23 protein-coding genes and 1 pseudogene are annotated in these 25,909 nt (G+C 40.2%); 4 read left to right on the forward strand and 20 right to left on the reverse strand.

Annotated features, from left to right (window positions below):
* Positions 1-6: 6 nt before the first annotated feature.
* From M1D69_RS20025 to thrC, 4 genes are all read right to left on the reverse strand, one after another.
* Positions 7-510 (reverse strand): thiamine pyrophosphate-binding protein, encoded by a 504-nt coding sequence (locus M1D69_RS20025; protein WP_202646890.1) that lies wholly within the window; start codon positions 508-510, stop codon positions 7-9.
* Positions 511-544: 34 nt separating this feature from the next.
* Entirely contained in the window at positions 545-1,768 is a 1,224-nt protein-coding gene (locus tag M1D69_RS20030) for an MDR family MFS transporter (RefSeq protein ID WP_458105070.1), read from the reverse strand.
* Positions 1,753-2,895: an ATP-grasp domain-containing protein gene (locus M1D69_RS20035; RefSeq protein WP_458105069.1), complete on the reverse strand. Its 1,143-nt coding sequence runs from the start codon at positions 2,893-2,895 to the stop codon at positions 1,753-1,755. Before M1D69_RS20035 ends, M1D69_RS20030 begins: the two co-directional genes overlap by 16 nt.
* 120 nt (positions 2,896-3,015) lie before the next feature.
* On the reverse strand, positions 3,016-4,317 hold the full coding sequence (thrC, locus tag M1D69_RS20040; protein ID WP_458105068.1) for a threonine synthase: 1,302 nt from the start codon (positions 4,315-4,317) through the stop codon (positions 3,016-3,018).
* 139 nt (positions 4,318-4,456) lie between these two features.
* On the opposite strand from thrC, the gene M1D69_RS20045 reads away from it, so the two are divergent.
* A complete protein-coding gene (locus M1D69_RS20045; RefSeq protein WP_202646887.1) occupies positions 4,457-5,347 on the forward strand; it encodes a LysR family transcriptional regulator in 891 nt (296 codons plus the stop codon).
* A gap of 162 nt (positions 5,348-5,509) precedes the next feature.
* Here the strand turns inward: M1D69_RS20045 and M1D69_RS20050 are convergent, their stop codons facing one another.
* Genes M1D69_RS20050 through M1D69_RS20060 form a run of 3 tightly spaced genes read right to left on the reverse strand, consistent with a single transcriptional unit; the run spans position 5,510 to position 8,164 of the window.
* Entirely contained in the window at positions 5,510-6,502 is a 993-nt protein-coding gene (locus M1D69_RS20050; protein WP_458105067.1) for a sensor histidine kinase, read from the reverse strand.
* The gene (locus M1D69_RS20055) at positions 6,499-7,170 is read right to left on the reverse strand and encodes a response regulator transcription factor (RefSeq protein WP_458105066.1); all 672 of its coding nucleotides are present in this window, start codon (positions 7,168-7,170) and stop codon (positions 6,499-6,501) included. The genes M1D69_RS20050 and M1D69_RS20055 overlap by 4 nt, the downstream gene beginning before the upstream one ends.
* 13 nt (positions 7,171-7,183) lie before the next feature.
* Entirely contained in the window at positions 7,184-8,164 is a 981-nt protein-coding gene (locus M1D69_RS20060; RefSeq protein WP_458105065.1) for an alpha/beta fold hydrolase, read from the reverse strand.
* Positions 8,165-8,298: 134 nt separating this feature from the next.
* On the opposite strand from M1D69_RS20060, the gene M1D69_RS20065 reads away from it, so the two are divergent.
* Together M1D69_RS20065 and M1D69_RS20070 are read left to right on the forward strand one after the other, a co-directional pair.
* The gene (locus M1D69_RS20065) at positions 8,299-9,129 is read left to right on the forward strand and encodes a MerR family transcriptional regulator (protein WP_069487426.1); all 831 of its coding nucleotides are present in this window, start codon (positions 8,299-8,301) and stop codon (positions 9,127-9,129) included.
* A gap of 5 nt (positions 9,130-9,134) precedes the next feature.
* Entirely contained in the window at positions 9,135-10,142 is a 1,008-nt protein-coding gene (locus M1D69_RS20070; protein WP_458105064.1) for a serine hydrolase domain-containing protein, read from the forward strand.
* A gap of 203 nt (positions 10,143-10,345) precedes the next feature.
* Here M1D69_RS20070 and skfG read toward each other — a convergent pair whose 3' ends face one another.
* From skfG to adaA, 11 genes and pseudogenes are all read right to left on the reverse strand, one after another.
* Positions 10,346-10,861: a sporulation killing factor biosynthesis/export protein SkfG gene (gene skfG / locus M1D69_RS20075; RefSeq protein WP_094231265.1), complete on the reverse strand. Its 516-nt coding sequence runs from the start codon at positions 10,859-10,861 to the stop codon at positions 10,346-10,348.
* Positions 10,862-11,092: 231 nt separating this feature from the next.
* Positions 11,093-11,283 (reverse strand): annotated as a pseudogene (locus M1D69_RS20080) (glutamine--fructose-6-phosphate transaminase (isomerizing)); the annotation flags it as partial.
* Positions 11,284-11,402: 119 nt separating this feature from the next.
* Positions 11,403-12,575, reverse strand: a complete 1,173-nt coding sequence (locus M1D69_RS20085) for an MFS transporter (RefSeq protein WP_458105063.1) — start codon at positions 12,573-12,575, stop codon at positions 11,403-11,405.
* A gap of 130 nt (positions 12,576-12,705) precedes the next feature.
* Positions 12,706-13,008 carry an ArsR/SmtB family transcription factor gene (locus M1D69_RS20090; protein ID WP_458105062.1) on the reverse strand — a complete coding sequence of 101 codons (303 nt, stop codon included), beginning with the start codon at positions 13,006-13,008 and terminating at the stop codon, positions 12,706-12,708.
* A 217-nt stretch (positions 13,009-13,225) separates the two neighbouring features.
* Positions 13,226-13,588, reverse strand: a complete 363-nt coding sequence (locus M1D69_RS20095; protein WP_458105061.1) for a DUF2294 domain-containing protein — start codon at positions 13,586-13,588, stop codon at positions 13,226-13,228.
* A gap of 56 nt (positions 13,589-13,644) precedes the next feature.
* Positions 13,645-13,935: a DUF6407 family protein gene (locus tag M1D69_RS20100; protein WP_458105060.1), complete on the reverse strand. Its 291-nt coding sequence runs from the start codon at positions 13,933-13,935 to the stop codon at positions 13,645-13,647.
* 63 nt (positions 13,936-13,998) lie between these two features.
* Complete coding sequence (locus M1D69_RS20105) at positions 13,999-14,517, reverse strand: carbonic anhydrase (protein ID WP_458105059.1); 519 nt, start codon at positions 14,515-14,517, stop codon at positions 13,999-14,001.
* Positions 14,518-14,593: 76 nt separating this feature from the next.
* The gene (locus M1D69_RS20110) at positions 14,594-17,203 is read right to left on the reverse strand and encodes a DUF2309 domain-containing protein (RefSeq protein WP_458106096.1); all 2,610 of its coding nucleotides are present in this window, start codon (positions 17,201-17,203) and stop codon (positions 14,594-14,596) included.
* Positions 17,204-17,217: 14 nt separating this feature from the next.
* Entirely contained in the window at positions 17,218-18,735 is a 1,518-nt protein-coding gene (locus tag M1D69_RS20115) for an NADH dehydrogenase subunit 5 (protein WP_458105058.1), read from the reverse strand.
* A gap of 772 nt (positions 18,736-19,507) precedes the next feature.
* Positions 19,508-20,041 carry a methylated-DNA--[protein]-cysteine S-methyltransferase gene (gene adaB, locus M1D69_RS20120; protein WP_458105057.1) on the reverse strand — a complete coding sequence of 178 codons (534 nt, stop codon included), beginning with the start codon at positions 20,039-20,041 and terminating at the stop codon, positions 19,508-19,510.
* Complete coding sequence (gene adaA / locus M1D69_RS20125) at positions 20,025-20,663, reverse strand: bifunctional transcriptional activator/DNA repair enzyme AdaA (protein WP_458105056.1); 639 nt, start codon at positions 20,661-20,663, stop codon at positions 20,025-20,027. Before adaA ends, adaB begins: the two co-directional genes overlap by 17 nt.
* A gap of 273 nt (positions 20,664-20,936) precedes the next feature.
* Between adaA and M1D69_RS20130 the strand changes: the two genes are divergently transcribed.
* Complete coding sequence (locus tag M1D69_RS20130) at positions 20,937-21,848, forward strand: DNA glycosylase (RefSeq protein ID WP_458105055.1); 912 nt, start codon at positions 20,937-20,939, stop codon at positions 21,846-21,848.
* Positions 21,849-22,321: 473 nt separating this feature from the next.
* Here M1D69_RS20130 and glmS read toward each other — a convergent pair whose 3' ends face one another.
* The gene (gene glmS / locus M1D69_RS20135) at positions 22,322-24,124 is read right to left on the reverse strand and encodes a glutamine--fructose-6-phosphate transaminase (isomerizing) (RefSeq protein WP_458105054.1); all 1,803 of its coding nucleotides are present in this window, start codon (positions 24,122-24,124) and stop codon (positions 22,322-22,324) included.
* Between the two features lie 429 nt (positions 24,125-24,553).
* Positions 24,554-25,900, reverse strand: a complete 1,347-nt coding sequence (gene glmM / locus M1D69_RS20140; protein WP_458105053.1) for a phosphoglucosamine mutase — start codon at positions 25,898-25,900, stop codon at positions 24,554-24,556.
* Positions 25,901-25,909: the final 9 nt, after the last annotated feature.

Consider the following 25,909-nt stretch of genomic DNA (forward strand, 5'->3'; position numbering starts at 1 on the left):
CTCCTCCTATATTTCATCTTTAATTAATATCGCAACAGGGCGGTTTGTCTTTTCGATTAAAAAAAGCGCCTCTACTAACGTGTCTTCAGCATTTTCATCATCCAGCTCTTTGTAAGGGATGTCCACTGAATGGAGTAAATCAGTGAGTTTTTCACCGATTATGTCATGTTCAACAGCATCATTACCGTATGCCCCTCTCCAGCTAATGAGCAATAAAATAGGAATGTCATATATGAAGTTAAAGGATGTAAGTACATTTAAGCAGTACCCTAAGCCTGAATTTTGCATGAGCATCACGCATTTTTTCCCGCCTAGATACATACCGGATGCAACACCTAAAGCTGAATCTTCTCTAATGGAAGGGATAAACGTAATATTCTGTTTTTCCGCAGTTTCATTTGATTCCAGCAGCCTGAAAAAACCTTTTAACAATGAACATGGCACTCCGGTAAAATGTGTATAGTTGTTTTCTGTAAGTGTACTCAGCATTCTTTCTGCAGTTGAGTTCAAATCGAATTCTCCCCTTACATGAAATAAGTAATGATTATTTATTCATAACCTCAGCTTCATTAAATTGAATGAATCTATGCTTTCTGTTTCCGATACGATATGCTGTTAAGGCAAAACAGATCGACAAAGCTGCAACTAAGAAAATCGTTCTTCCGCCAAAAAGGCTGAGGATCATGCCTCCAAGCCACGGGCCTATAAACTCGCCTATATTATAGAAATTCTGCGCTCCATAATAAGCTCCCCTCATACTGTCAGGGGCCAACTCATCCATTAATACATTCATTGATGGAAAACATAGGATTTCGCCCATAGTTAATATAAACATAGAAATACAGAAAGTAAGCCAACCGGTTGAGAAAGCAAAACCAATATTCCCGATGATACAACACCCGGTTCCAACAGAAATCGTTGTCATTGATTTATATCTCTCAAAAAGCCGTGTTAATGGAAGCTGCAATATAATGACAGTTACAGCATTAATGGTTATTAAAATTGAGAAAATCTTCACGCCGTTCACGAAATCAAGATTGAGGTACTGAAGCAAGGTACTCTCCATCTGAGAATAACTAAATAACAAGAATATTCCGCCTGCTATATAATAACGAAGAGCAACATCCTTTTTTAGCGTCTTTACAATAAACGACAAATGAAATTCTTTTTTTGAATTTCTTTTATGTTTCAAAAGCAGTTTATTCATCATAAATAATAATAAAAGAGCATAACAAAGGTATACCGCGCCAGTAATAATAAAAGGAGTTCCGCTGCTCACGAGCCCCAGGTATGTTCCTAATAGCGGACCTAAAGCACCGCCAACGTTAATAGCCAGATACCGTAAAGAAAAAATACTGAGCCTCTTCTTGCTATCTGCTAATTCAACCATTAAAGCTTTCGAAACCGGCTCGAAAAAGGAATGACACAGACCGCTTAAAATATTTAACAAACTGAACCATAAAATTGTATGAACAATGCCAAAAAGAAAGAAAACAATACTCCAAATAAAAATGGAACATAACATAACACTTTTTCTGCCGATTCTGTCAGAGAGGGTGCCGCCAATGATTCCGCCTATCGTAGTTGCAAAATATCCTAAGCCAATAACCAATCCAATGACACCGAAACCCTCTCCTGTTTCTTGATGGAGGTAAATAGCCAAAAACGGCGTTGTCATTGATTTTGCTGCTTTTGTGACAAGAGTTCCCACAAGCAGAAACTTAATGATCGGATGTAATCCGAAAAACTCTTTTATTTGAGAGACCACGTTGATTGGCCTTCCCAAATCATATTCTCACTGCACCATGAGGCAACTTGATGAATTCTATTAATCAGTACATCTTCCGAATCCCCTTTGATTAAGTAACTTGATACCACATCTACACTAGAAGAAGCACCTTGAAAAATCTCCCCTTCTTTAGCAGATATCTTTTGCTTTGTTATCCAATTCTCAAAAGGAATTGAAGGAACTTTGACCAGCCGCCCGTGTTTAGGAGGAATTAAAATCCATCCGCTTAACTGTTTCGGCCCTCTTTTAAGCTGTGAATCATTTGGAATATCATAGGACAGGCCGCATTGTTTTTTCACGCAAACCTCATTCAAGTCAAAACCAAATCCTTGCTGTGTAGCCTCACGTATTAACCCACCTCCAGTCCGGCTGGCAATTTCGCAAAACACTAGCTTATCATCCGGAGTATGAAACACTTCCGCGTGAAAAGTAGTTGTTTTTGGTGATGGCAGCGCCTTTAGTGCTTTTTCAACAATGTCCGTTAGTCTGGCGGTCAATGGATTGTCAGCACCAAGCTGATAACTGGCTAAAAATTGTTCCTCTTGGAAAGCCAAACATCCGTTTATATACCGAGAGGGCCAATTTAATGTCATCTGTCCATCTATCAGCATCCCATCAATATGGTACATATCACCATCAACAAACGTTTCCGCTTCCATATTTTCACTGAGCCCTTTAGATAGATATTCCATCATGTCTGATTCATTTTTCAGCACCTTTGTACCGACAGATCCCGACCCGTCTATTGGCTTGACGACTACCGGAAAACCAAACTGCTGTACAAAAAGGTACAGGTCAACCGAAGATTCAATTTTCCGATAAGGAGGAACAGGAATCCCCGCTTCTTCCAAACGCTGCTTCATTAACACTTTGTCCCGAAATAATAATGCACTCTCATAAGACTGCCCTTCCACTCCTAAATGAGTACGGAGTTTACCTGCTCTTAAAAGATCATACTCAGACATTGCAATGATCGTATGAAATCTATATGTTTCATGTAACTCCAGCGCTCTGATTTCAATACATCCATTAACAGGGTACTCATCAAATGACTCGATCTGATCATAGTTTTTACATTCGTTCAATCGTTCAGTTGAAGTTAGCATGACGATAGGTTCTTCTAAATCCTTCAGCCATAAATCATACGGAGATTTAGAATATGAGGTTTTATTCAATATTAAAGTGCTAATCGCTTTTACTCCTCTCTTGTACGGTCTTTTGGTTCATTAATGATTCTTTAATAAACCATTTACATCACGAATCGACTCCATCGCTGATTTTACCTTTTCAAATTGCAACTCGACAGATTTAATATTGTTTTTAAACTTGCCGTTCAACTCTTTGCCAAAGTGATAATCGTGAAGAGCCCCAGTATCTTTTAAGATATTGCCTGTTAAAATACACAAAACTGATTCATCTTTGTCTATTATGTGCTGTGACCTCAATTGGCGGAGTCCTGCTGCAGTCGAGGCAGAGGCAGGCTCGCAACCCACTCCTGTTCTGTCGATTATTGCTTTTGCATCAAGAATATCCTCGTCTGTAACAGAAACAGTGATTCCATTTGTATCATCCAACACCTTTTTTGCTTTTTTCCAGCTAGGAGGATTTCCTATATTCAATGCAGAAGCTCTAGTATACGGAAATGGTTCTGGATCAAGGGTTTCTTTCTTTTCACTAATCATTTGATGAAATGGACTGGCGCCCTCTGCTTGTATGATGGCTACCCGAGGTATCTTGTCTATGAAGTGTAGAGCATATAAATCACGGAGCCCTTTCCCTAAAGCCGTTGCATTGCTAAGAGCACCCCCAGGAACAATAATCCAATCAGGCAATTGCCAGTCTAGATATTGAGCGATTTCATAAATAATGCTCTTTTGGCCTTCAATTCTGAAAGGATTAATAGAATTGCATATATAAAAACCAAAATCACTGCTATACTTTTCCAAAAACTTGATCCCGTCATCATAAGTTCCCGGAATACTGAATACATTTCCACCGTAAGCAGCTGTCTGTAATACTTTATTCATTGAAATTTCTTTATCTGGCACAAAAACGTAGGAGGAAGCATTTGCAAGAGAAGCATACATTCCCAATGATGAAGAAGTATTTCCAGTAGACGTGCAAGCGTATTTTTCATAACCTAAATGTTTGCCATGTGAAACAGCAACAGTCATGCCGTTATCCTTAAATGAACCGCTGGGATTTTCACTTTGCGCCTTTACATATACCTGTCTAACCCCTGTATATGTCGATAGCATCTCAGAGCGGTATAATCCTGTGTTCCCTTCATATTTTGTAACGATGCTTTCAACAGGCAAGTCTGGATAGATAAGTTCCTTATATCTCCAAACTCCGCTTGCAAAAACAGACATGCGTTCAGATAGACGTTCATGAAATACATGCTTTAAAAAATCGGGATCGTATTGAGAAAAATCATGAACAATATCTAGCAGTCCACCACAAGAACATTGATACTTAAAATCATCAGGAGACATTTCTTGGCCACAGTCAATACAAATTAGTTTCATTTTTTACTAGACATCAAGCTGCCTCTCACCACCTATAAAGTATTTATATGTGGATTTATAATAATATAGACAAATGGAAATTTCTAATATATATATATTTTATAATCATAATTATTTTTTATGAATGGAGAGATGAACGGTGAATCTTCATGCATTGAGACTGTTCTACACTGTAGCTGAGGAAGGAAATGTCACAGGCGCCGCAAAAAAACTAAATATAAGTCAGCCTGCTGTAACAGCTCAGATTAAAAAACTAGAGAAAGAAATAGGACTAACTTTGTTTCACCCTAGAGGAAGAGGTGTCTTTTTAACGCAAACAGGTCTCCAGCTTGCTAAACAAGCAAAAAGATTATTCTCACTCCAACATGAGATTGAATCCTATCTGGAACATATAAAAGAAGGCTCTGTAGGAACCCTGCATATCGTGACCACTAGTTTACCAGCTAATTTTTTACTCCCGAAGTGGATCAGCCGATTTAAAAGAGAATACCCTGATGTTGATGTAGAAATTACCACAGTCAATTCAACAGAAGCCATAAATCAACTAGTAAATTATAAAGCTGACATCGGTATTATTGGCGGAAACAGGACATTTAATAAACACATTAGCAGTTCATTATTATTGGAGGATGAAATGTTATTTATCTCTAATAACATACATAAATATGCAGAACAAACCATCTCGCTAGCGGAAATGGTAAAAGAACCGTTTGTTTTTCGTGAGGAAGGGAGCTTCTCTAGGGAGTTATTATTCTCTTTATGCAACCTTTTCAATGTGAATAAGCCATGTACCGGATTACAAATGAACGGACTAAATGAAACCATTAACACTGTCATAGAAGGATATGGCGTAACATTTGTTTCTTTCCTTGAAGTCAATAGTTATTTATCAAGAGGAGATGTGAAAAGAATTAATGTGGAACATGTAGAGGTTACTAACCCTATTTCGCTATGCTGGAGAAATGATGATGTCATCTCGACAACAGCATTTAATTTTATTGAACTAATAAGAACAGATAAAATGGAATAATCTTATCTCTCTATCGAATCAATCCCAAAAGATCCTAAATACCTTCTATTTATTATATGAATTCATCGCCCTCATCATATCACTTGCACTCTTTTAATTTTATATGTAATGAGCAGTTTTTCTTCGTGCTGAAAAACCCCTTACATATTCAGTCTAAGGGGTTTACATTTTATCATTTTTGAAATTGAAATGAGTTCCTGTTTTATCTGTTTTTAAATGGTACGTCATATGAAGAAGCCTGCATATATCATCAATAATCTTTAGCCCAAGCCCATCACTGTTCTTATTCTGGTCAAACCCAATACCATCATCGCGAATAGAAACAGTGCCATCTTCGATCGTGACTTCCATCTTATCAGCTTTTGCATGCTTTAATGTATTTTGAAAAATATTATCAAACAGCCTTTGCATCCATAACACGTTGCTCATCCATATCACATCTTGATCTGCCGGCTTAAAGTGCAATTCAATTCCATTCATACTATATAAATAATCCCACTTTTTCACGGCTGTTTCTAACAGCTCGTTTAGACGCACTTCTTCATTTACAATATAAGAACTTTCTAACGTCTCAGCGGAATATAAATTGAATTCATTGGTTAATTCCGCGATATAGTGGATTTGCTGATACAATGATTCAAATACGGCCTGATCATCACATTGGCCCTCCAAATAAAATAACTGCAGCCTGAGAGCTGTTAAAGGTGTATTCATGTCATGACGCAGTTTTTGCAAAAGCTCCTTTTTCACTTCCTCCTGCTGCCTCAGTTCCAGTTCACGGTATATCGTCCGTTCAATTAACAAATTGACCGACTTAATCAGTTCCCCGATTTCATCAGCGCGTTTCACTTCTATTTTATCAGGCACCTTTTGATCACTCGCCAGATGCCGAATGGTTTGATTCAATAGATTGATTTTATACAGCAGAGAATGAATCGATTTTGAAAATAAAAAAGCTAACAATAAAAGTGATAATAAAAATACAGCCAGCATTGCCGGATACGCAAAAGATCTGTGAAAGGGCATGCCATGATTGATCGGTTTAAACATGCTGTCATAAATCACCGACATCAAAATGCTAACCGCCAGCAATAGCACCGGAACACTAATGACGGCGGTACATAGTAACAACTGATATTTTGTCTTGAGCTTCATTTCTTCACAACGGTATTCAGCCGATACCCTTCTCCATAGATATTTTCAATAATCTCACCCGTTTGATCATTGATTTTAGCTCTGATTTTTTTAATGTGCACATTGACGATATTCGGGTTTCTGTCTTCGAGCTGCCACAGATATTCAAAGAAATGTTCCTTTGTCAGGGTGCTGTCCCTATTTTCATATAAATAAAAGAAAATTTTCCGCTCAATTGCAGTAAACAGCACCTCATCATGTAAGGTTTCATTGAACACTTTTTTCGTTTCTGCATCAATATACAAATGTTTGATTTGCGTAAAGGTGCCATAATGATGCTCAAGCATATTTTTCATTCTCAGCAGCAGCTCTCTCGGATCAAAAGGCTTTACCATGTAATCCTCGCCGATTTTCAACCCTTGAAGCTTGCTGTCCATGTCATTGCGGGCGGACAGAAAAATAATAGGAAGGTTTAACCCTAAATCTTTAATTTTCTTAGACATTTGATACCCGTCCTCACCCGGCAGCATCACATCCATAATGATCAAATCCGCCTTCTGAATGACCGAAAGCACATCCGCTCCATCTGTTTTCCACATCACATGATATCCCTCACGCTGTAAAATCTTCTGCAGCAGATCACCAATCATGACATCGTCTTCCACGATTAAAATATGATAACCCTTCATCTTAGCGAACCTTTCATTTCAGTTTTTGTTTGAGAAACTTCATAGAAAGCTGATAGATTTGATCAGGCTGGTATAAATATATGCTGTGTGTGCCCCTTAACTCTTTCACTTCTGATACTTCTAATTGGTCTGCAAGTTCTTTATAATCTTTACGTTTCTGTTTTGTATATTTTGAGTTTTTATATTGATCAGCGATGGCATCTAAAAATAAAATCGGGGTTTCTTTTGGTACCGGAAGATTGACTGATTTGCTGCCATTTTGGTAAGACTGTAACAGCTCATGCTCCATATCAGCATTAAAAAATTGCTTAAAATGAATGGCTTTATAGATTTCTTTTTCTTCATCAGTTAAAAACGACTGATGAATCACCTCAGGATTATATACTGCGGAAGGCATAAATCGATGAAAACCAATCGCAGTTAACAGATGAAACCCCCTCACTTTCAATCTGTCAATCTCGCTCATTTTATGCGTGACATACTGCTGAGGCAATCCAATATCCATCGCAACAATCGCCTTGATCTCCTTAGGATATTTCTGCGCCCAATACATCGCTTCAATCCCGGATATGGAATGAGGCATTAAAATATAAGGAGGCTTATTCCCGCTTTTCAGAAGCGCTTTCCTCGTCTGTTCTAATATTGTATCAATATCCCTGCCATCATCATACACGTCGCTGTAGCCATAGCCCGCACGATCCACTACAGCAATCTTGTTTTCTTTTGAAAACTTACTGTACAACCCTTTCATCTCATAAGCAGGCGCAGCAATCCCCGAACCGGACATAAACACAAACGTTTCCTTCCCGCTTCCCTCTTGATACACATTCATCTTTTTACCGTCAACATTGACTAATGTGCCTTTTTCTTTAAGGAGCGCTGCTTCCTTATTTAGCTGGTAATGGTGGTAGATAAAAACCGAGACGGCTGCAAGCAAAATCAAAGCACCTATGCTGCCAAAAAAGATTTTTACGACTTTCCATAACGTTTTCATATGATGCTCCTTTCCCTGATACGGAAAGGATACGACATGAAAATAAATAACTGATTAACTTTGGAACAGTTTTATTTTCATATTTGACTTTGCCCTTACGGAAAGGTGTACATTTGGAGCATGGAGGTGATCGCTTGCTGTCGATCGGTGAATTTTCAAAGATATGCAAAGTATCAACAAAAACATTGCGATACTACGATGAAATCGGACTCATCCACCCCGAGGACATTAATCCTGAAAATGGATATCGATATTATTCTATCAGGCAGCTCAAAGAAATGCTCTTGATTAACCGTTTAAAGTCGTATCATTTTTCTTTAGAAGAAATCAAAGCCATCCTCGATTTGGAAGAGGATCAGGCTGAAGAAAAGCTTGGTTCTGCCCTTCAGCGAAAAAGAAAAGAAGTACAGGAAAAGATCAATGCTTATGAATATACCCTTACCCAATTGAACCTCGATATTCTGCGTGCAGAGAAAGGCAAACCAATGATGTCATGGCTTGACGATATAGAAGTAGTGCTTGCTGAAACCCAGCCAATGAACATCCTGTATTTACGCAAAATGATGAGCAGTCATGACTATGCCCTAGGATACGAAAAATATTTTAGCAGGCTATATGAAAGAATTGCTGTTGATAAACTTACCTTGCTCGGCACGCCCATGACCATTTATCACAGCCCTGAATACAACCCTGCCGGCAATGATACAGAGTTTGCGATTCCAATAGAGGAGACTGTTAGAGGAACAAGAGATTTGCGCGGAGGCCTATGCGCAAAGTCTGTATTAAAGGGCCCCTATTCAGAATTGACATCCGTATACGCTAAGCTGAGGGAATGGGTCGAAGATGAAGGCTATGAATTGGCACAATCCCCCTATGAAGTGTACGTAACCGATCACCAGCAAGCTGGTGTCCCAGAGGATATTGTGACTGAAGTGTATTTTCCAATAAAGAAAAAAGAGAGGTAACTGTCATGCAAAGAAACGACTGGCCAACTGCAGACCCGGCAGCCTTAGGGATGGACGCCGAAAAACTGTCTGAGCTTGACCCTAAAATAAAGTCCGAATACAGCAATATAAACGGTGTGGTGGTTGTGAAAAATGGATACATCGCCTTTGAGCGCTATTATCATAGCTATGGACCGAATGATACGCATCATGTAGCATCAGTAACCAAAAGCATCATATCAGCTCTTATTGGGATTGCGATACATGCAGGATACATAAAAAGTATCGACCAAAACGCATTCGACTTTTTCCCAGAATACGTTCCGGCTCCCTATAATAAACAAAACCAAAACATCACCATACGCCATCTTCTCACAATGACGGCCCCCTACCCATTTGAGGATTGGCATGAACCGCTCGACAAGATGTGCATGCAGCCAGACTGGATCACCTATACGCTGGATATGCTGGGACAAGGAGGAACGATCGGCACATTTAAATACTCCACCGCAGGCGCCCACCTGCTGTCAGCCATCATCACCCGCAGCACAGGAAAAAGTGCCCGCAAATTCGCCAACGAGCGCCTGTTTAAACCGATCGGCATGAAAGAAATCCCGCATTATGATATGCAATCATTCGGCTTTGACGATCTATTCGGAAAAAACGTGAAGGGATGGGTTAATGATCCGGACGGCAACTCAACCGGAGGATGGGGGCTTACGCTGACTCCGCGGGATATGGCACGGTTTGGTTATCTTTATTTGAATCATGGTACTTGGAACAACCAACAGATCATTCCGAGATCATGGATTGACGAATCAACAGTGATGAACGCCAATAACTATGGTTATCTATGGTGGCTTCGTGATGAGGATGATGTTTTTTCATACTCATCACTAGGCGATGGCGGGAATGTGATTTGCTGTGTTCCGGAGAAAGATCTAGTCGTAGCGATCGCATCAGAATTCCTTATAAATGCTCTTGATAGGTGGAAGCTCATTAAGGAATGTATTGTCCTGTCAGTGAAAGATTAAACTTTTTTAGGAAAGATAAGAATAAAAATAAGCGGCAGCCTCAAAATTCTCTCCATATCTTTCTCTTAGAAAAGGCTGCCAACCTCCAATAGGAATTTTTCGTCCTTTCCCCTAATTTCACGGAACTATATAGAGAATAACAGTTCCTCATTCTCATTTTTACCGCTTATCGATACAAAACTAGAACACCTGCTATCCTAACTTCAATCCTCCTTATCTTTAAGCTGAAAAGCAATCAGCTTTCCTAATGCCTCTTCAGCCGCAAACGGAGCAACCATTCCTGAAGGGTGTTCATGCTCGCGTTTTAGGCACTCATACATCTTCGGTTCAATGTGAGACGGATCGATCCATGCAATACACCAAGATGCCCAAAAACATGATTGCCCTTCACTATCTTGAGCGATTTTGATGACAAAGGGGAGGCTGGGTTTCCCAATTCTCATGAGTGAAATGGCCGCAGCCATTCTTGTATCTTCTGCATGACTTTTTAATAGACGTGATAGTTCTTCCGCTGCTTCACTCGCATCTTCCCCAAACTCACCTAAAACAGCCGCAGCGATATTACGCAAAGAGCCTTCATCTTTTAAAGCCTCAACCAAAACAGGTATCGCGTCTTTTCCTGACTTCTTTAACTCCCCTATCGCTTGAACAATTGTGATCTCATTTGTATTCGCTAAATTTTGGACAGATAACGATAATTCATCACCATTTGATTTCATAAAAGAGCCCCTCTCTCGTTTGATAACAGATACTCAGCATATTTTCCACAAAGATATATCAGTAAGCGCCTTAACTTCCAATTAACATATAAATACCACAAACACTATGAATACTCCTGTGAGGAGCTAATAAAACGACTAACAAACTGACCATTTTGATATCATATATACTACTGTTAACTTGTTTGTCAGTTAGTATCAGTCATACTACTATAAGGATCTCAGCTGCTCTTTCAGCGAGATAATGCAAGTGTTTACTCCCCAAGGGGCAACTTCCTTGACGTTTACGCGGATGTTCAGGTTTACATGCTCTTGTGTTTCCAGTTTTCGATCAAGGCAATCGTGCCATGCTTCAGCTCACCGCCGGCAAAACCTTAAGAAATCTCTTTCAGCTTCAGAACGCCTTCAACACATACAGAACGATGTTGGCCCTTGGAAGTCTTATGAACTGACTTTGAACAGCTTATAAAAAAACACCCGCTTGTATAACGGGCGGATGTTAGATCTTTCGAAATGAACCTATTGAATTTTAAGAAGTATATTATTGATTAAGATCTTTTAGCGCCTGTTTCGGTTGTGAATGAAAAATCATCAATGATGCAATAATGGCAATCATAACCCCTAATGCACCAATCCAAGTAATCGAAGCCAATGATACGTTTTCTACAAAAACTCCCCCTATTCCTGCGCCGACTGCCATGGCAAGTTGCATCATTGACTGATTCATGCTAAGCAAAACACCTGACATTCCCGGCTCTATTGTAGCCAGGTGAAATTGCTGTGTCGGACCGGTAGACCATGCGGCAAACGACCATAATATCAGAATCACCAACACTCCGATATGGGAATGGGTGACAAGTGACAGCAGAATCAGTGTGACGATATGCAATGTCATCCCGCCAACGAGTGTAAAGGGCACTCCCCATTTATCGGTGCTATATCCCCCAAACTTTGATCCAATCAAACTGGCAATTCCAAATATAAGCAAAACACCGCTAAGCAGCTTGCCGCTTATTCCTGAAATGTTCAAGAGATACGGTGACAGATAGGTATAAGCAACTGAATACCCCCCGAGCCAGAAGAAAGTGATTGATAAGCCCATCGCCACTTTCCGTTTTTTGAAAAGAGCAAGCTGTTGAAGCAATGGTACAGGTTTATCCCCTTCAGTATGCGGAAGAGTAAAGAATATAACGGCCATTGCGATCAATCCCAACAAAGCAATTGCACCAAATACAGATTTCCAGCCTAATGCTACTGCTATCATTCTTCCAAGCGGAACACCAATGATTAAAGAAGCGGTAAATCCCATAACGACCGTAGCGATGGCACTGCCCTGCTTCCCTTCCGGCGCAATCTTAGCGGCAATCGTTAATGCAGTTACAACAACCACACCCGCTCCCATCGCCATAATGATCCGCGCTGCAATAAACCAACCATAACCAGGCAGAACAAAGGCCAAGATATTGCCGAACACAAACAAACCGAGAGCATACATCATCAATCTGCGTCTATCCATACTTGCTGTCAACGCCATGAGTACGGGTGTTAAAAGAGCATATACAAGTGAAAAGATCGTAATGAGCTGGCCCGCGGCAGCCAAGGTGATCCCGAGTGTATGAGCAATGCGATCCAAAATACCCGAAATGATGTACTCTGAAGTTCCGACTAAAAAGCTGACAATGGCTAACATATAAATTTTGAAGGTGTTAGACATAAACGTTCACTCCTTAATTTTTATTATAACAACATATCACGAATTATCGATATGTTAATTTAAAAAATAAACACATCGTAATATGTCGATATGTATGGTGTAAAAATAAACATCTTTTGATGTTTATTTTTTATATCTCTGTTTTAAGAAAGTCCGCAAGCTTCCCAATGGCTTCTTCATCTCTTTTATAATAAGTGAACTTTCCAATACGCTCCGCCTTAATCAGGCCGGCTCTTAAAAGGATGGTGAGATATTGGGAAGCCGTTGATTGCGTCATTTTCAATTTGTCTGTTATTTGACTGACACATACCCCGATTGTGTTCATATCAATCCCTTCATGGGGTGAAAAATGACGATCAGGTTCCTTCAGCCATTGCAAAATTTGCAGCCTTGATTCATTTGATAAGGCTTTGAATACTTCAATGGGTTCCATATCGTTTATTATATCGTTATATTCCGATATGTCAATTCGTTTTTTTCTTTTTTGATGCCTAACTTCTTTTTAGACATTAAAAATCTGAAGACTTATTTCAGGCCAGTTGGAGGTATTACAGAACTTAACTTTCGCATATCTACTGTTAGATTGACCATTAGAAAGCGCTGCTTTATATATACTTTGCTCTCATTCTGCTTTTTTATCTCTCCAAATATTATAGATTTTTCTCAAGATCATTACATAATTTAAATACCATCACGCGTTCACCTGTCCGAGAGCTTAAATCAGTATGAAAACTTATCACTTCTTCTCCAGTTATCGTTAGGATAATATCCTTTAGACCCTCTATCCCTGATTCAACTAACTCCGAACGAGTTTGTTTGATAGATAACATACCCTCTTTTGATCCACAAACTGCATATTCTGCTGGTGTTAAAATTCCTTTTAAATTAACGATGATCATATCCCGCAGTATATCAGTTTTAACAGATACAGACCCGCGCCCAAGATAATCCTTCTCCCATTGCGTAATGGACTTACTGATCTCTGATTCAATAGAACCCTTCGTTTTTTTCATATATAACACATCTCCTGGCAAAAAAATTGGCATATTCTATTCGTTATTTCGTCTCATTAATATTCTCTTACAACATATCCTTCATATACACCTTCAATATCCAAATCAGTTGTGCCGTTTCTTGTGACCGCTACAATTTTGGATAGCATATTTTCTTCCATCATAGAGTGTACATGCAAAAATCGAACGCTCCCTAAATGGGTTTCCTCAACTTCTTCATAAGATTTTAAATGATAAAAATGAATTGCTTTTCTTATTACTGTTTTTATACATTCCATATTTTCACGATCAAACAGAGTCATTTCCTCTATTGTTTTCGTGACAAAATCAGTTATACTAGCGCCCATTACATTCTCCTTAAAACTGCTTTCTCCCCATATATGGGTGTAGAAGCTGACCACTTCACTCCATCATGACAAGCAATGATCAGGTAAGGCTTGACCTGTTTTAATAGAAGGAACCTCCACAATTGAGGATTCCCCATCCTTATGATCAACGATTAAACCTCTGACTTTAACATATGACGGCACCAGTGGATGCTGACGAATGATATCAACACTTTTTTCAATACCATTGCTTTTTTCATTTAGCCATTCATCGACTGTACCACCTAAAAATTCAGGCTTGCAATTTTGAAAGAGATAATCCAATGTTTGTATTTTATCCTTCATTGTTTCAAGTTGAGTTAGCATATGATCTGTTGAAGTCCGCTTATCTTTAGTTCCTACAACAAAGACCTCCTCAACATCTTCCTGGTAAATCGCAAAAATAACAGATCTCATGATTTCTCCATAAGGATGTGAGATAGCGGCACCATAGCTTTGTATCGTCAGCATATTTTCTGCTGGAGTGTTCGTCACTTCTTGTAAAATAGGCTCCAAACCGTTTTCCATGTCCGTCAAAAATAATACTTTTTTATTTACATTCATATAACACACCTCTTCCTTATGTTTCATCATTTTATATTGAGTAACAAATCCATTTGATAAATGTTTAGATTCATGGTTACCAGCTTTCCCAACATCCATCTGAATCAATACTAGCCAGTCGAACCCATCCATTTTGAACTTTTTGCAGAAATACTGGGTCACTATTTAATAACCGTTCTACATGTTGTCTAGGCGCTTGGATGACAATCAACAAACGAAGAGGAGAATGATATGCCTCATGATCTGATTGCATGACGGATTGCCAAGGCAGTCCGGCTAACAAGTCGCTTGCATTCCCCTGCATCACTCCGAGACCTGCAGTAACGGTTTGTGTTGCTTTATTTCCGCTGCCATAATATTGGGGTGCTACTGTTGATGCGTAATATTGTAAATTAATCCATTGGGCCACAGTTCCAGGTCCTGCAATAATATTTGCTAGGAGTTCACCGCTTTCATCCTGCTTCCAATCATAATTATGAAGGAAAGCTCTTCCTTCCAAATCACAATCCTGTGTCAGTTCACGTTGGCCGATAATAAAAGCGGCATTACGAGCCAGTCCCCATTCCGGACGTATCTCACTCCAATCTTCCGCAAATCGGTGTGCCTCAGCCTTCGGATTTTTAAGGTTCGATTGGATATTCGGTAATTGGGCCAGACGTTCTGCATTTACGTTATGTCTCACTTTCGGCATAATAGCTTCGATATGTTCAAACGCTTGCTGCGCAGCTTCGGAAAGCTCTGGCACATAAAGCCAATGTAATTCATCCACCGTTGTATTATGTTCAGCGGCGGCAAACACCGTATCCTCAGGGATTTTCATTCCTTCAGTTAATAGAGCTTCTCTTACCTCTGAAAGATTACATAAAGCAGCTAACACTCTTGCATTGAATCCGCCGGCCGCTCCACCGCAGGCACCACAATCAAGAGCCGCGGCATAAGGATTATTTGTGCTTTGACTGCCATGTCCGCAAATCACGACTAAGGGTGCAAAATTCTCTGTTAATCCCATCATTTTTAGTGCTTGCCGAGCATAGTTCACTTTTTCTTCTTCAGTAAAACCCACAGGAATCTCTGCCTCTGTATCATTAACATGATGAAGCGAGAGTTTTGTATCAGGTTTGCACAGCCAAGCCTCACGGAGATTACGAATGAAACGACCCGCTTTTCTTGGCACAAAGCTACGTGCTGCCATTTGCACAGTAAGCCAAGGTCCGCTTAGCTCAGGTAGAAGTAAGCTTGAAAGCACATTCTGTTTCATCGTTTTAAATGTATAGCTTAAGGAATGAACTGCCTGCTTGCGTTGGTTGTATTTTTCGAGTACACCTTCATCCGCGAACTCTTTTATTCTATTTTGCGGTTTTTGTATGATCGGCAAGGAGGCATGACTGTGTTTACTGCCAAGTTCACAAGTTGCAATCGGCACCCCGAAGAAACCTGCGATGCCAATCGTTTCAAACGGACCTTCTTTTTCTAGATGACGACGAAAAGGCTCTGACCGTACATCGATACAGAATGCGAATTGAGCTAATGCAGATTTTTTACCGGTTTCACGTTGTTTCGAGATGATCTTTTGACTTAATCGATCAGTGTATGTTTGTTCCCAAGCTTCTAACCAAAGTTTCCTGCGAAGTTTCTCATCAAAGCTGTAGGCAAATGATAAATATTCGTTTTGTTCATCGGCCGACATCTGTGGCCATTCCTCTAATGTAAGGCCCCCCCAATGAATCCAAGCTGCTATAAGGGGAGCAGTTGAAATTTTATTCCCAAATCGTTCATTATTAATAGGTAAATATGGCTTTATAAGAGCCCACTCCATGGATATTCGGACTGCTAAATATTCTGTTAGAAGTGCATGTTCATGGCTCGATTGTTGGGAGCGCCAAAGCATCATCCCTGCCCATCCGGGTAAGGAAAGTAAATGGCCTTCAAGATAACGCTGTATCTCTGATTCAGGGATTTCTAGTGCGAATAATGCTTCTTGTAAAGCCAAATGTGCCTCTTGCGGCCAACCTTTTAATCTTTCACGCTGCTTTTTACTAAGTGCTGGATCATACTGAATGAGATGCTGCCAGGCACGATAGAAACCTTCCTCACGGTTGGGCATTGTCCAACCTGCCTGAGAGTCATCAAGATATAATTTACTCCACTTAATGACATGATGGTCTAGTATGTTGCCTACCTTTTCACCATCCTGATTCTCTATATACGAACTGATTGGCTGCATAAAAACATTCTCGATATGATCCAGTCCACTGCATTCATTCACCAATTTCTCCAGCTTATGTGATGATAAAAGGTCAGAAGGTAATGGATCTAATTGTAATCCCGCATGACAAAACCGTTCTGCCACGTCCCGTGGGATTTGAAAAGAATGTGAATTAAGCCAATGCTGCAGCCCCATTTCCACAAAATCTTCATCAATCTCACCTTTATTCTTCGCTGATCGGATCATAGACGTACTAGGGTATATATCAACATCACGAGTATGTTTCAACCAGCTTGCAACCTGATCAAAAGGCTGGTTTTCAAGTCCCATCCACGGGTTACGTGCAGCGAACGTTGAAATAGGCCAAAGCGGTGCAATGACTCGGCTGGCCGATTCAATTAAAACGTTTATATCTCTTTCTTGAACATCAATATCTGTCTTTTTTACATTTTCTTTCGTTAATACGGATGTAATGCCCAACACTTATTACCTCCTTATGATAAATATTGTTTAAGGTAGTCTGGATGACTCTCTACTGTCTTGGGTTTTGCTTCACCTAATCGTACTAACCATAGATAGAGTACTGCGAAGAAAACTGAAGAACGATGACGAGCAACCCAAGTACCTAAAGCACTGCCAAATAGCAAGAGACATACGACAATGATGACAGCTGACATTGGAGGTTGAACACTTTGGAAAACGCTTGTATGCAGCCACTTATAGAAGAGGTTATGAATGATAAAATATACAAAGGCTGCTCCTCCTAAACATGTTAAGCCAACAATTCGACCCATTTTTCCCTCTCCAAAAGCTACGAGCTGAGTCCAAGAAACGGACAATGACCACCCTAAGATTAGGGCACTAATGAATTGATATCCCTCTCCAGGAGCAATAAGCCAAAAAGCAACACCTATCATTAAGGCTAACGTCCGGCCAGCCATGATCCATAAATAGGTTGATCTTTCATTAACACGAGTCGATACTTCGAAACGCCGTACCGCCGAACCAGCCTGTAAAAACAACGTCGCTTTGAATAAACCATGTAAAATAAGATGAATAATGGCTGCGATATAGGCTCCTAATGCACACTGAATGAGCATAAACCCCATTTGTGCAATTGTGGAACCTACTAACTGGCGTTTATAGTCAACCTGGACCAAACTAATACCCGTTCCTATCAATACAGAGATGCCAGCAAGCAGAAGTAAAATAATCGATGCTATACCACCATGAAATAGAGGTGAAAATCGAGTGAGTATAATCCCGCCTGCGTTTACTAAACCTGCGTGCATAATCGCAGAAACAGGAGTTGGAGCAACAATAGACTCAATTAACCACTTTTGGAATGGCCATTGAGCCGCAGGAATGATCACTGCTAATACAATCAATAGATTAATCCCTGTTCTCTCCCATGCCCCCAGTTGAGCTAAGCTTTCATTTGTTAAAACCAATGATAACTGCCATTGACCTGTGACTTGAAAAAGCCAAACTATCGCGAAAAACAAAGAAAGCCAGCTTAACAAAAATAATCGGCCAGTAACCTTGGCTGCTTCACCAGCGACTTGCCAAGCACTGTTTAACCTGATAAGCAGGGTTAAACCGACAAGAGTTGCTCCCCAAGAAATAACCATCAAGCGGAGATCTCCACTTAACCACGCAATTGAAGCAGCACCTGTAGTGAAAGTAAAAAGTGTAAAATATTTTCGATAAGATCGGTCTCCCATTAAGTAACGTACAGAAAAACGCTGAATGATTAAACCAATTGTAAGAACAAAGAAAGTCATTAACCAAGCTAAGGAATCGAAGTGCCAAGGGCCAACATTCCCATTCACAATCCTATTGGCAAGAATCACTAAGGAAACCAAAGGCGGTAAAGCCAAGATACCAATATGAATGCGGACATAACTTAAGGTTACGCGTGGATGTAATAACAATAGTCCACTTATCCCAGAAGCAATGAGCGTAATAAAAAATAATGCTAATAATGATGATAAGCTCAGCGAAACTAACATTCTAACTTCTCCCTTTTTTAGATCTCGTTATTGTTCAAAAGACCTTTAAATCAGATCATATTTTTCTATCATTTAATACAAATTTTATCTATCTCCATTTTTCCCCAACAAAAAAGCCGACAATTTCAAAATTTCAATGATTATGTTAGATCATTGAATCTTGAAAATTGTCGGCTTCACTTCAACTAACTTCTCCGAAGTCTTTTGAAGAGCTACCTTATTATTGGTCATGTTACTATTTGCTATGTTTTAACTTCCTTCTAAAGGAATGAAATCATCGCTACATTTTAATATAGTGCTTAATTATCAAATAAAATCGACTTATGTTTCTCTTCCATTTAAATTAGGATACTTTTTCATCCTGTCAAGATGAGTTGAAAGAATGCTAAAGACCTAATAATGTAACAAACGAAAATAAACATCTGCGCCGATTATTAAGTTACGTATAAGATATGCTAAATTTTAAACATTGTCAAGGTGTTGGAATATAGAGAAAGACATATCCCCCCCTCTTTCCCTTTGAAAAAACATTTTTTTGCAGAAATCCAAGAACCCCTGCATCGCGGTTTACTATCAGCTTCACAAACTGCATTCATTTGAGTCTCGTTTTTTTACATTCTCCACTTTTATTTAGCGAACTCTGATGCCTTTTGTTCTGGTCGGTTATAAAATATTTCATTTTTGCACCTTATAGGACAGCTGTCCTTATCATTGTCAAATAAGATCCGCAACCTAAAGTCAAAAATACCTCACAAACATTGTACGGCAATAATTACTTTTTGCTAGATGAAGCTCGCTTTTCCAGATCGAGGAGCATTGTCTTCATTTCAAATCCCCCCCGATAGCCAGTTAATGAGCCATTCTTTCCTATTACACGATGGCACGGTACAGTAATTAATACCGGATTAGCCCCAATAGCCGCGCCTACAGCACGAACAGCTGCTGGTTTATTTATATCATGTGCAATGTCGGAATAGGATTTCGTCTGTCCATAAGGAATTTCACAAAGTGCATTCCAGACTGCTAGCTGAAATGGCGTACCTGCGTACTGAAATGGAACAGTAAAGGTTTTCCGCTTTCCTTCTAGATACTGAGTGATTTCAATAATGTAGGGTTCAAGCTTATCCTCATCTTCAACAAGAGGACTTCCTGGAAAGTGTTTCTGAGCCCATTCGAACAATTCCGCAAATGGTTTATTCTGTGAACCTACAAACACAAGCCCCTTTGACGTTGATGCAATATAAAAGTTCCAATCCTTAAACATCAGTAAAGACCAATAAAGGATTGGCTTATTCTTTGTTTCCATTGTACGTTTCCTCCACTTTACTCATTTGACGAAATTGTGCTGGTGTCTGTCCAGTTTTCTTTTTAAATAAAGTAATAAAATAAGGTGCGTTAGCGATACCCACACATATAGCGATATCTCCAATCGCTTTATTTGTCTGAATCAAATACTTTTTAGCCGCCTGTACTCTAACCTGTTGTAAATACTCAACCAGCGTAATACCTTTAATCTTTTTAAATGTTCGATGCATATGATACGGACTCCCGTGACAAATATCTGCTAACGATTCTAGAGTTAATTTTTCCGTGAAATTTTCATCAATGTATTCAGTAATTAGATCAACCCACTCGCTATCAGGCATTTTTTCATTAGTAGGCTTACAGCGTTTGCAAGGACGAAAATTTGCGCGGAGAGCTTGTTCTGCGTTTGGAAAAATGCACACATTTTCTTTTTTCGGAACGCGAGATTTACAGGATGGTTTACAAAATATCCTTGTCGACTTCACAGCGTAGAAAAATTGATTATTGTACGCTGCGTCATTATTTATAATTGCTTGCCACTTTTCATCTGTTAGCATTTCTACATCATTCGAAATTCTATGATCATGGCTCTCTTTATGTCCGTTATTGATACTATCCGGCATTTATTTCACCTCTCCTTACAATACTCATCTATTTCATTTTGAATTGAATCCCAATTTACGTTTTCGACACGCGTTTTTATATCTTGGGCGATTTTAATCCACTCCCGTTTAGCATTCTTGATAACTAACACTATAACCTCATAAATAGAAAAAAATAAGGTGGTTAGAATGTAATAGCAAGATAACAAAATGAGTAAAGCTTATTATGTGATAAAGTAAAATTTCAATCAGTGTGAGTTTTCTTATAATTATTCAAGATAAGGAGAATGAAAAGTGACATGGTATGAAGTCAATGACGGTATTGTCATTACATTACCTGAAATTTTCGACATGAATGCGAACCTAGCCTATCTAACCAGGGAAAAAAATGAATGCATGTATGAAATAGAGAACGATATCATTACAAAAGTTATAGCCATTGGGGAAATTCGGTCCTTAGTACAGGTAAGCGTAATCAATAATAAACAAATGGTTGTTCAATTCCTAAACGATTCTAGACCTATTGAAAAGTGGAAACGGGAAGAGATTGTAAAATATATTCATGAATGGTTTGATCTTGATAACGATTTAACACCATTTTATGAAATGGCAAAAGCAGATCCATTACTTAAAATGCCTGTCCAAAAATTTTATGGATTGCGCGTTATCGGCATTCCCGATTTATTTGAAGCTTTATGTTGGGGAGTTTTAGGGCAACAAATTAACTTAGCCTTCGCGTACTCCTTAAAGAAGCAATTTGTAGAAGGATTTGGCGATTCTATCGAATGGAATGGTAACAAGTATTGGGTGTTCCCACCGTACGAACGAATTGCACGGTTAACACCTGCCGACCTAGCAGATATTAAAATGACGGTAAAAAAAAGTGAATATATCATTGGAATTGCCAGGTTAATGGAAAGTGGAGAATTGTCGAGGGAAAAATTAATGAAAATGAACTTTAAAGATGCTGAAAAAAACTTAATGAAAATACGAGGAATCGGTCCTTGGACAGCCAATTATGTTCTAATGCGCTGCCTTAGGTTCCAGACAGCTTTTCCAATCGATGATGTGGGTCTTATTAATTCGATAAAAATATTACGTAGTATGAACCGAAAACTTGCGAAAGATGAAATCTTAGAAATATCGTTTCGATGGAAAAAATGGGAATCATACGCTACCTTTTATTTATGGCGTGTCCTTTACTGAATCATTACAACTTAAACCGGAATATACTCAATAAAAAGAGAATGAACTTTAAAACCTGATCCCTCAAGTACATTCTCTTTATAACTCATCTTTCACTTTAATTGTATGTGCGACTTCATGTAGGCTCTCCGGTCGGATTTCTAGAATGCTTAATTCCAAGTTCATCTGCTATCAACAGTGTATTTTCTTGAGGTAATAAAGGGAACTTCTCTTTTATATCAGTAATAACATCAGGAATTCAGTCAAGCAAAAGCAGTTTCGCTCCAAGTCTGATAAAAACTCATGCTGTCTCTGGTTTTAATGTCTTTTAACCTTGTTGCCCGACCTAATGAAGAAGCATCTTGAATCTTGAGCCATGGCAGATAGTCTGTACCTGTTCCAGTACCACGGCCTTCTATAATCCATTTTCCACTTTTCTTTTGGACATAAAAACACCCCTTTAGACAAACATATCCAAAGGGGTTAAACATTTATTATTCCACAGTAACACTCTTCGCAAGGTTACGCGGCTTATCTACATCACAGCCGCGATGCAGCGCAGCATAGTAAGCGATCAGCTGCAATGGAACAACAGATACCAATGGAGCAAGCGCTGGGTTTACTTCCGGTAATACGAATCTGTCATCCGCATCGTCTAGGCCTTTCAGTGAGATGATGCATGTGTTAGCTCCGCGAGCGGCAACTTCTTTGACGTTTCCGCGGATGCTTAGGTTTACGTGCTCTTGTGTTGCCAGTGCGAATACTGGTGTTCCTTGTTCGATCAAGGCGATGGTGCCGTGCTTCAGTTCGCCGCCGGCAAAGCCTTCTGCCTGGATGTAAGAAATCTCTTTCAGCTTCAGTGCGCCTTCGACACATACGAAGTAGTCGAGGCCGCGTCCGATGAAGAAAGCGTTTCTGGATACAGTCAGGTATTCACGAGCGATCATTTCCATTTCGTCTTTCTGGTCGCAAAGGGCTTCCATTGCGTTTGCCGCGATACCAAGTTCTTTGACAAGATCAAACCCGATATCGATGCCGTTTTTGTCAGCAGCTACAGATGCAAGAACCGCAAGAACTGCGATTTGTGCTGTGTATGCTTTTGTTGACGCAACAGCGATTTCAGGGCCTGCATGAAGCAGCAATGTATAGTCAGCTTCACGGGAAAGCGTTGATCCCGGTACGTTTGTGATCGTCAGCGCTTTGTGTCCGAGTGCTTTGACTTGAACAAGCACCGCGCGGCTGTCTGCTGTTTCTCCGCTTTGAGAAAGGAAAATGAAGAGCGGTTTCTTAGACAGAAGCGGCATGTTGTAAGAGAATTCACTCGCTACATGCACTTCAACCGGCACGTTTGCCCACATTTCAATGTATTGTTTACCGACAAGTCCTGCGTGATAGCTTGTTCCGCAGCCAATGATATAGATGCGGTCCGCTTCCGCTACAGCCTCAGCGATATCGCCAGGCACAGACAGTTTGCCGTTTTCGTCTTGGTACGTTTGGATGATTTTACGCATCACAACTGGCTGCTCATCCGTTTCTTTCAACATGTAGTGAGGGTACGTGCCTTTTTCGATATCACTGGCATCCAGCTCAGCGATATAAGACGCGCGTGAAATAACGTCGCCATCAAGGTTTTTGATAACAACTTGATCATCAGTCACGATGACCATTTCTTTATCCATTAGCTCTACATATTCGTTTGTGACTTGAAGCATTGCCATCGCGTCAGACGCCACGACGTTGAATGTATCTCCAAGTCCGACTAATAGAGGACTTTTGTTTTTCGCTACAAAAATCGTTTCTTTGTTATCGTTATCGAATAAAGCAATTGCATAAGAGCCTTTTAACAGTGTAAGTGTTTTGCGGAACGCTTCTTCTGTATCAAGTCCTCCGTTGACAAATTGCTCGATTACTTGAACGACTACCTCTGTATCGGTGTCACTTTTAAGCTCTACATCTTTTAAATACTCTTGTTTCAGCTGAACATAGTTCTCGATCACGCCGTTATGAACAAGTGTAAAGCGGCCCAGTGCGCTCTGATGCGGGTGAGCGTTTAGATAGCTTGGTTCGCCGTGTGTTGCCCAGCGAGTATGGCCAATTCCGGCTTTCGCTCCTACATTGGCATCCACAACTTCACGAAGATCGGCAATGCGTCCTTTTTCTTTAAACACATGGATCCCCTGTTCGTTGGCAACTGCGATACCCGCAGAGTCATAGCCGCGGTACTCAAGCTTCTCCAACCCTTTTAGCAAAATTTCCTTCGCATCAAGCTGACCGATATAACCTACGATTCCACACATAATTTCTTCCTCCTAAGATTGTAAAAGGAGACGAAGAAAGTCATTTTTCAAGGGGACTTTCAGTCGTCCCCTCCTACATGTTTTATGGAAGATCATGTGATTTCCCTTTGTTCAAGGAGTCGCCTCCTTGGTTTGAAGAAATCCTTACGGCTGTGATCTGCATACTCAGCCGGGAGGCATCCGCCGAAAAATCGATAACCTCCATCCTCGTCAACTAAGCCTTTTTTCGGGCGCTTAGTTCGGGCGCTATAATTATAAGTGAAACAAAATCCCGTCTTTCCTGCCTCTAGAAAACAAGAACAAGACAAGCTTGATTTTACAGCATGTGCCAAGAATGGTCAATTGTTTTTTAAACAACTTTGCCGCCTGTATCACAATTATTATATGTGAGTCGCACTTGTCTTGTTCGCTCTCTGTTTATAGATTTCGTTACTCTAATCCCATTTCTGACCGGACGACTTCAACAATGCGATTAACATATTCATCACACAGTTCTTTCGTCTTCGCTTCAGCCATCACACGAACGAGCGGTTCAGTGCCAGATGGGCGCACTAAAATCCGGCCGTCGCCGTTCATTTCTTTTTCAACCTCAGAAATAACGGCTTTTACTTTTTCGTTTTCTTCGACTTTATATTTATCAGTTACTCTCACATTAACTAAAAGCTGCGGAAACTTCTGCATTTCAGCCGCAAGCTCTGACAGCGGCTTGCCTGTCGCTTTTAATGTATTCATCAGCATAATGGCGGATAATAATCCGTCCCCTGTTGTGTTGTAATCAAGGAAAATTAAGTGGCCGGACTGTTCTCCGCCGACATTGTAGCCGTCTTTTTTCATCGCCTCTACCACGTAGCGGTCGCCGACAGCCGTCTGCACGCTCTTTATCCCTTCTTTTTCAAGCGCTTTATAGAAACCGAGGTTGCTCATGACTGTGGAAACAACCGTATCATCCTTTAAGCGGCCCTCTAATTTCAGGTATTTTGAGCATATGTACATAATTTGGTCGCCGTCAACGATATTTCCTTTTTCGTCGACTGCGATCAGACGGTCGCCGTCACCATCGAACGCAAGACCGATATCAGCATTTTTCTCTTTTACAAACGCACTAAGCGCTTCAGGATGAGTCGATCCGACTCCGTCATTGATGTTTAATCCGTTCGGAGAAGTTCCCATAGTCGACACGTCTGCGTCTAAATCGGCAAACAAGTGTGTCGCAAGCGATGACGTCGCTCCGTGTGCGCAGTCAAGCGCAACATGAATGCCTGTAAAATCTTCGTCGGCAGTCTGTTTTAAAAATTGCAGGTACTTTTGGCCGCCTTCAAAATAGTCGTTTACAAGTCCCAGGTCAGCTCCAACCGGTCTTGGCAGCTTATCCTCCGGTTCATCCATCAGACGCTCAATTTCAGCCTCCTGTTCATCAGAAAGCTTAAATCCGTCTCCTCCAAAGAACTTGATTCCGTTATCCTGCACTGGGTTATGAGAAGCAGAAATCATGACGCCCGCCTCTGCATCCATCGCTTTTGTTAAATAGGAAACACCAGGTGTAGAAATGACTCCCAGACGCATGACTTCTGCGCCAATTGATAAAAGTCCGGCGACAAGGGCTCCCTCCAGCATATGGCCGGAGATGCGTGTATCGCGGCCTATCAGCACTTTTGGACGTTGTTTATCTTTTGTCAGCACATACCCGCCGAAACGTCCGACTTTAAAGGCCAGCTCAGGCGTAAGCTCGCTGTTGGCAACACCTCTTACACCATCTGTTCCAAAATACTTGCCCATTTTATAATC

The organism is Bacillus sp. PK3-037 (assembly GCF_054161355.1).

Coding starts and splice junctions, on each gene's coding strand:
- M1D69_RS20035 (WP_458105069.1), bottom strand. CDS start 2,895: ATGCTAACTTCAACTGAACGATTGAACGAATGTAAAAACTATGATCAG.
- thrC (WP_458105068.1), bottom strand. CDS start 4,317: ATGAAACTAATTTGTATTGACTGTGGCCAAGAAATGTCTCCTGATGAT.
- M1D69_RS20050 (WP_458105067.1), bottom strand. CDS start 6,502: ATGAAGCTCAAGACAAAATATCAGTTGTTACTATGTACCGCCGTCATT.
- M1D69_RS20055 (WP_458105066.1), bottom strand. CDS start 7,170: ATGAAGGGTTATCATATTTTAATCGTGGAAGACGATGTCATGATTGGT.
- M1D69_RS20060 (WP_458105065.1), bottom strand. CDS start 8,164: ATGAAAACGTTATGGAAAGTCGTAAAAATCTTTTTTGGCAGCATAGGT.
- M1D69_RS20070 (WP_458105064.1), top strand. CDS start 9,135: ATGCAAAGAAACGACTGGCCAACTGCAGACCCGGCAGCCTTAGGGATG.
- skfG (WP_094231265.1), bottom strand. CDS start 10,861: ATGAAATCAAATGGTGATGAATTATCGTTATCTGTCCAAAATTTAGCG.
- M1D69_RS20085 (WP_458105063.1), bottom strand. CDS start 12,575: ATGTCTAACACCTTCAAAATTTATATGTTAGCCATTGTCAGCTTTTTA.
- M1D69_RS20090 (WP_458105062.1), bottom strand. CDS start 13,008: ATGGAACCCATTGAAGTATTCAAAGCCTTATCAAATGAATCAAGGCTG.
- M1D69_RS20095 (WP_458105061.1), bottom strand. CDS start 13,588: ATGAAAAAAACGAAGGGTTCTATTGAATCAGAGATCAGTAAGTCCATT.
- M1D69_RS20100 (WP_458105060.1), bottom strand. CDS start 13,935: ATGGGCGCTAGTATAACTGATTTTGTCACGAAAACAATAGAGGAAATG.
- M1D69_RS20105 (WP_458105059.1), bottom strand. CDS start 14,517: ATGAATGTAAATAAAAAAGTATTATTTTTGACGGACATGGAAAACGGT.
- M1D69_RS20115 (WP_458105058.1), bottom strand. CDS start 18,735: ATGTTAGTTTCGCTGAGCTTATCATCATTATTAGCATTATTTTTTATT.
- adaB (WP_458105057.1), bottom strand. CDS start 20,041: ATGGAAACAAAGAATAAGCCAATCCTTTATTGGTCTTTACTGATGTTT.
- adaA (WP_458105056.1), bottom strand. CDS start 20,663: ATGCCGGATAGTATCAATAACGGACATAAAGAGAGCCATGATCATAGA.
- glmS (WP_458105054.1), bottom strand. CDS start 24,124: ATGTGTGGAATCGTAGGTTATATCGGTCAGCTTGATGCGAAGGAAATT.
- glmM (WP_458105053.1), bottom strand. CDS start 25,900: ATGGGCAAGTATTTTGGAACAGATGGTGTAAGAGGTGTTGCCAACAGC.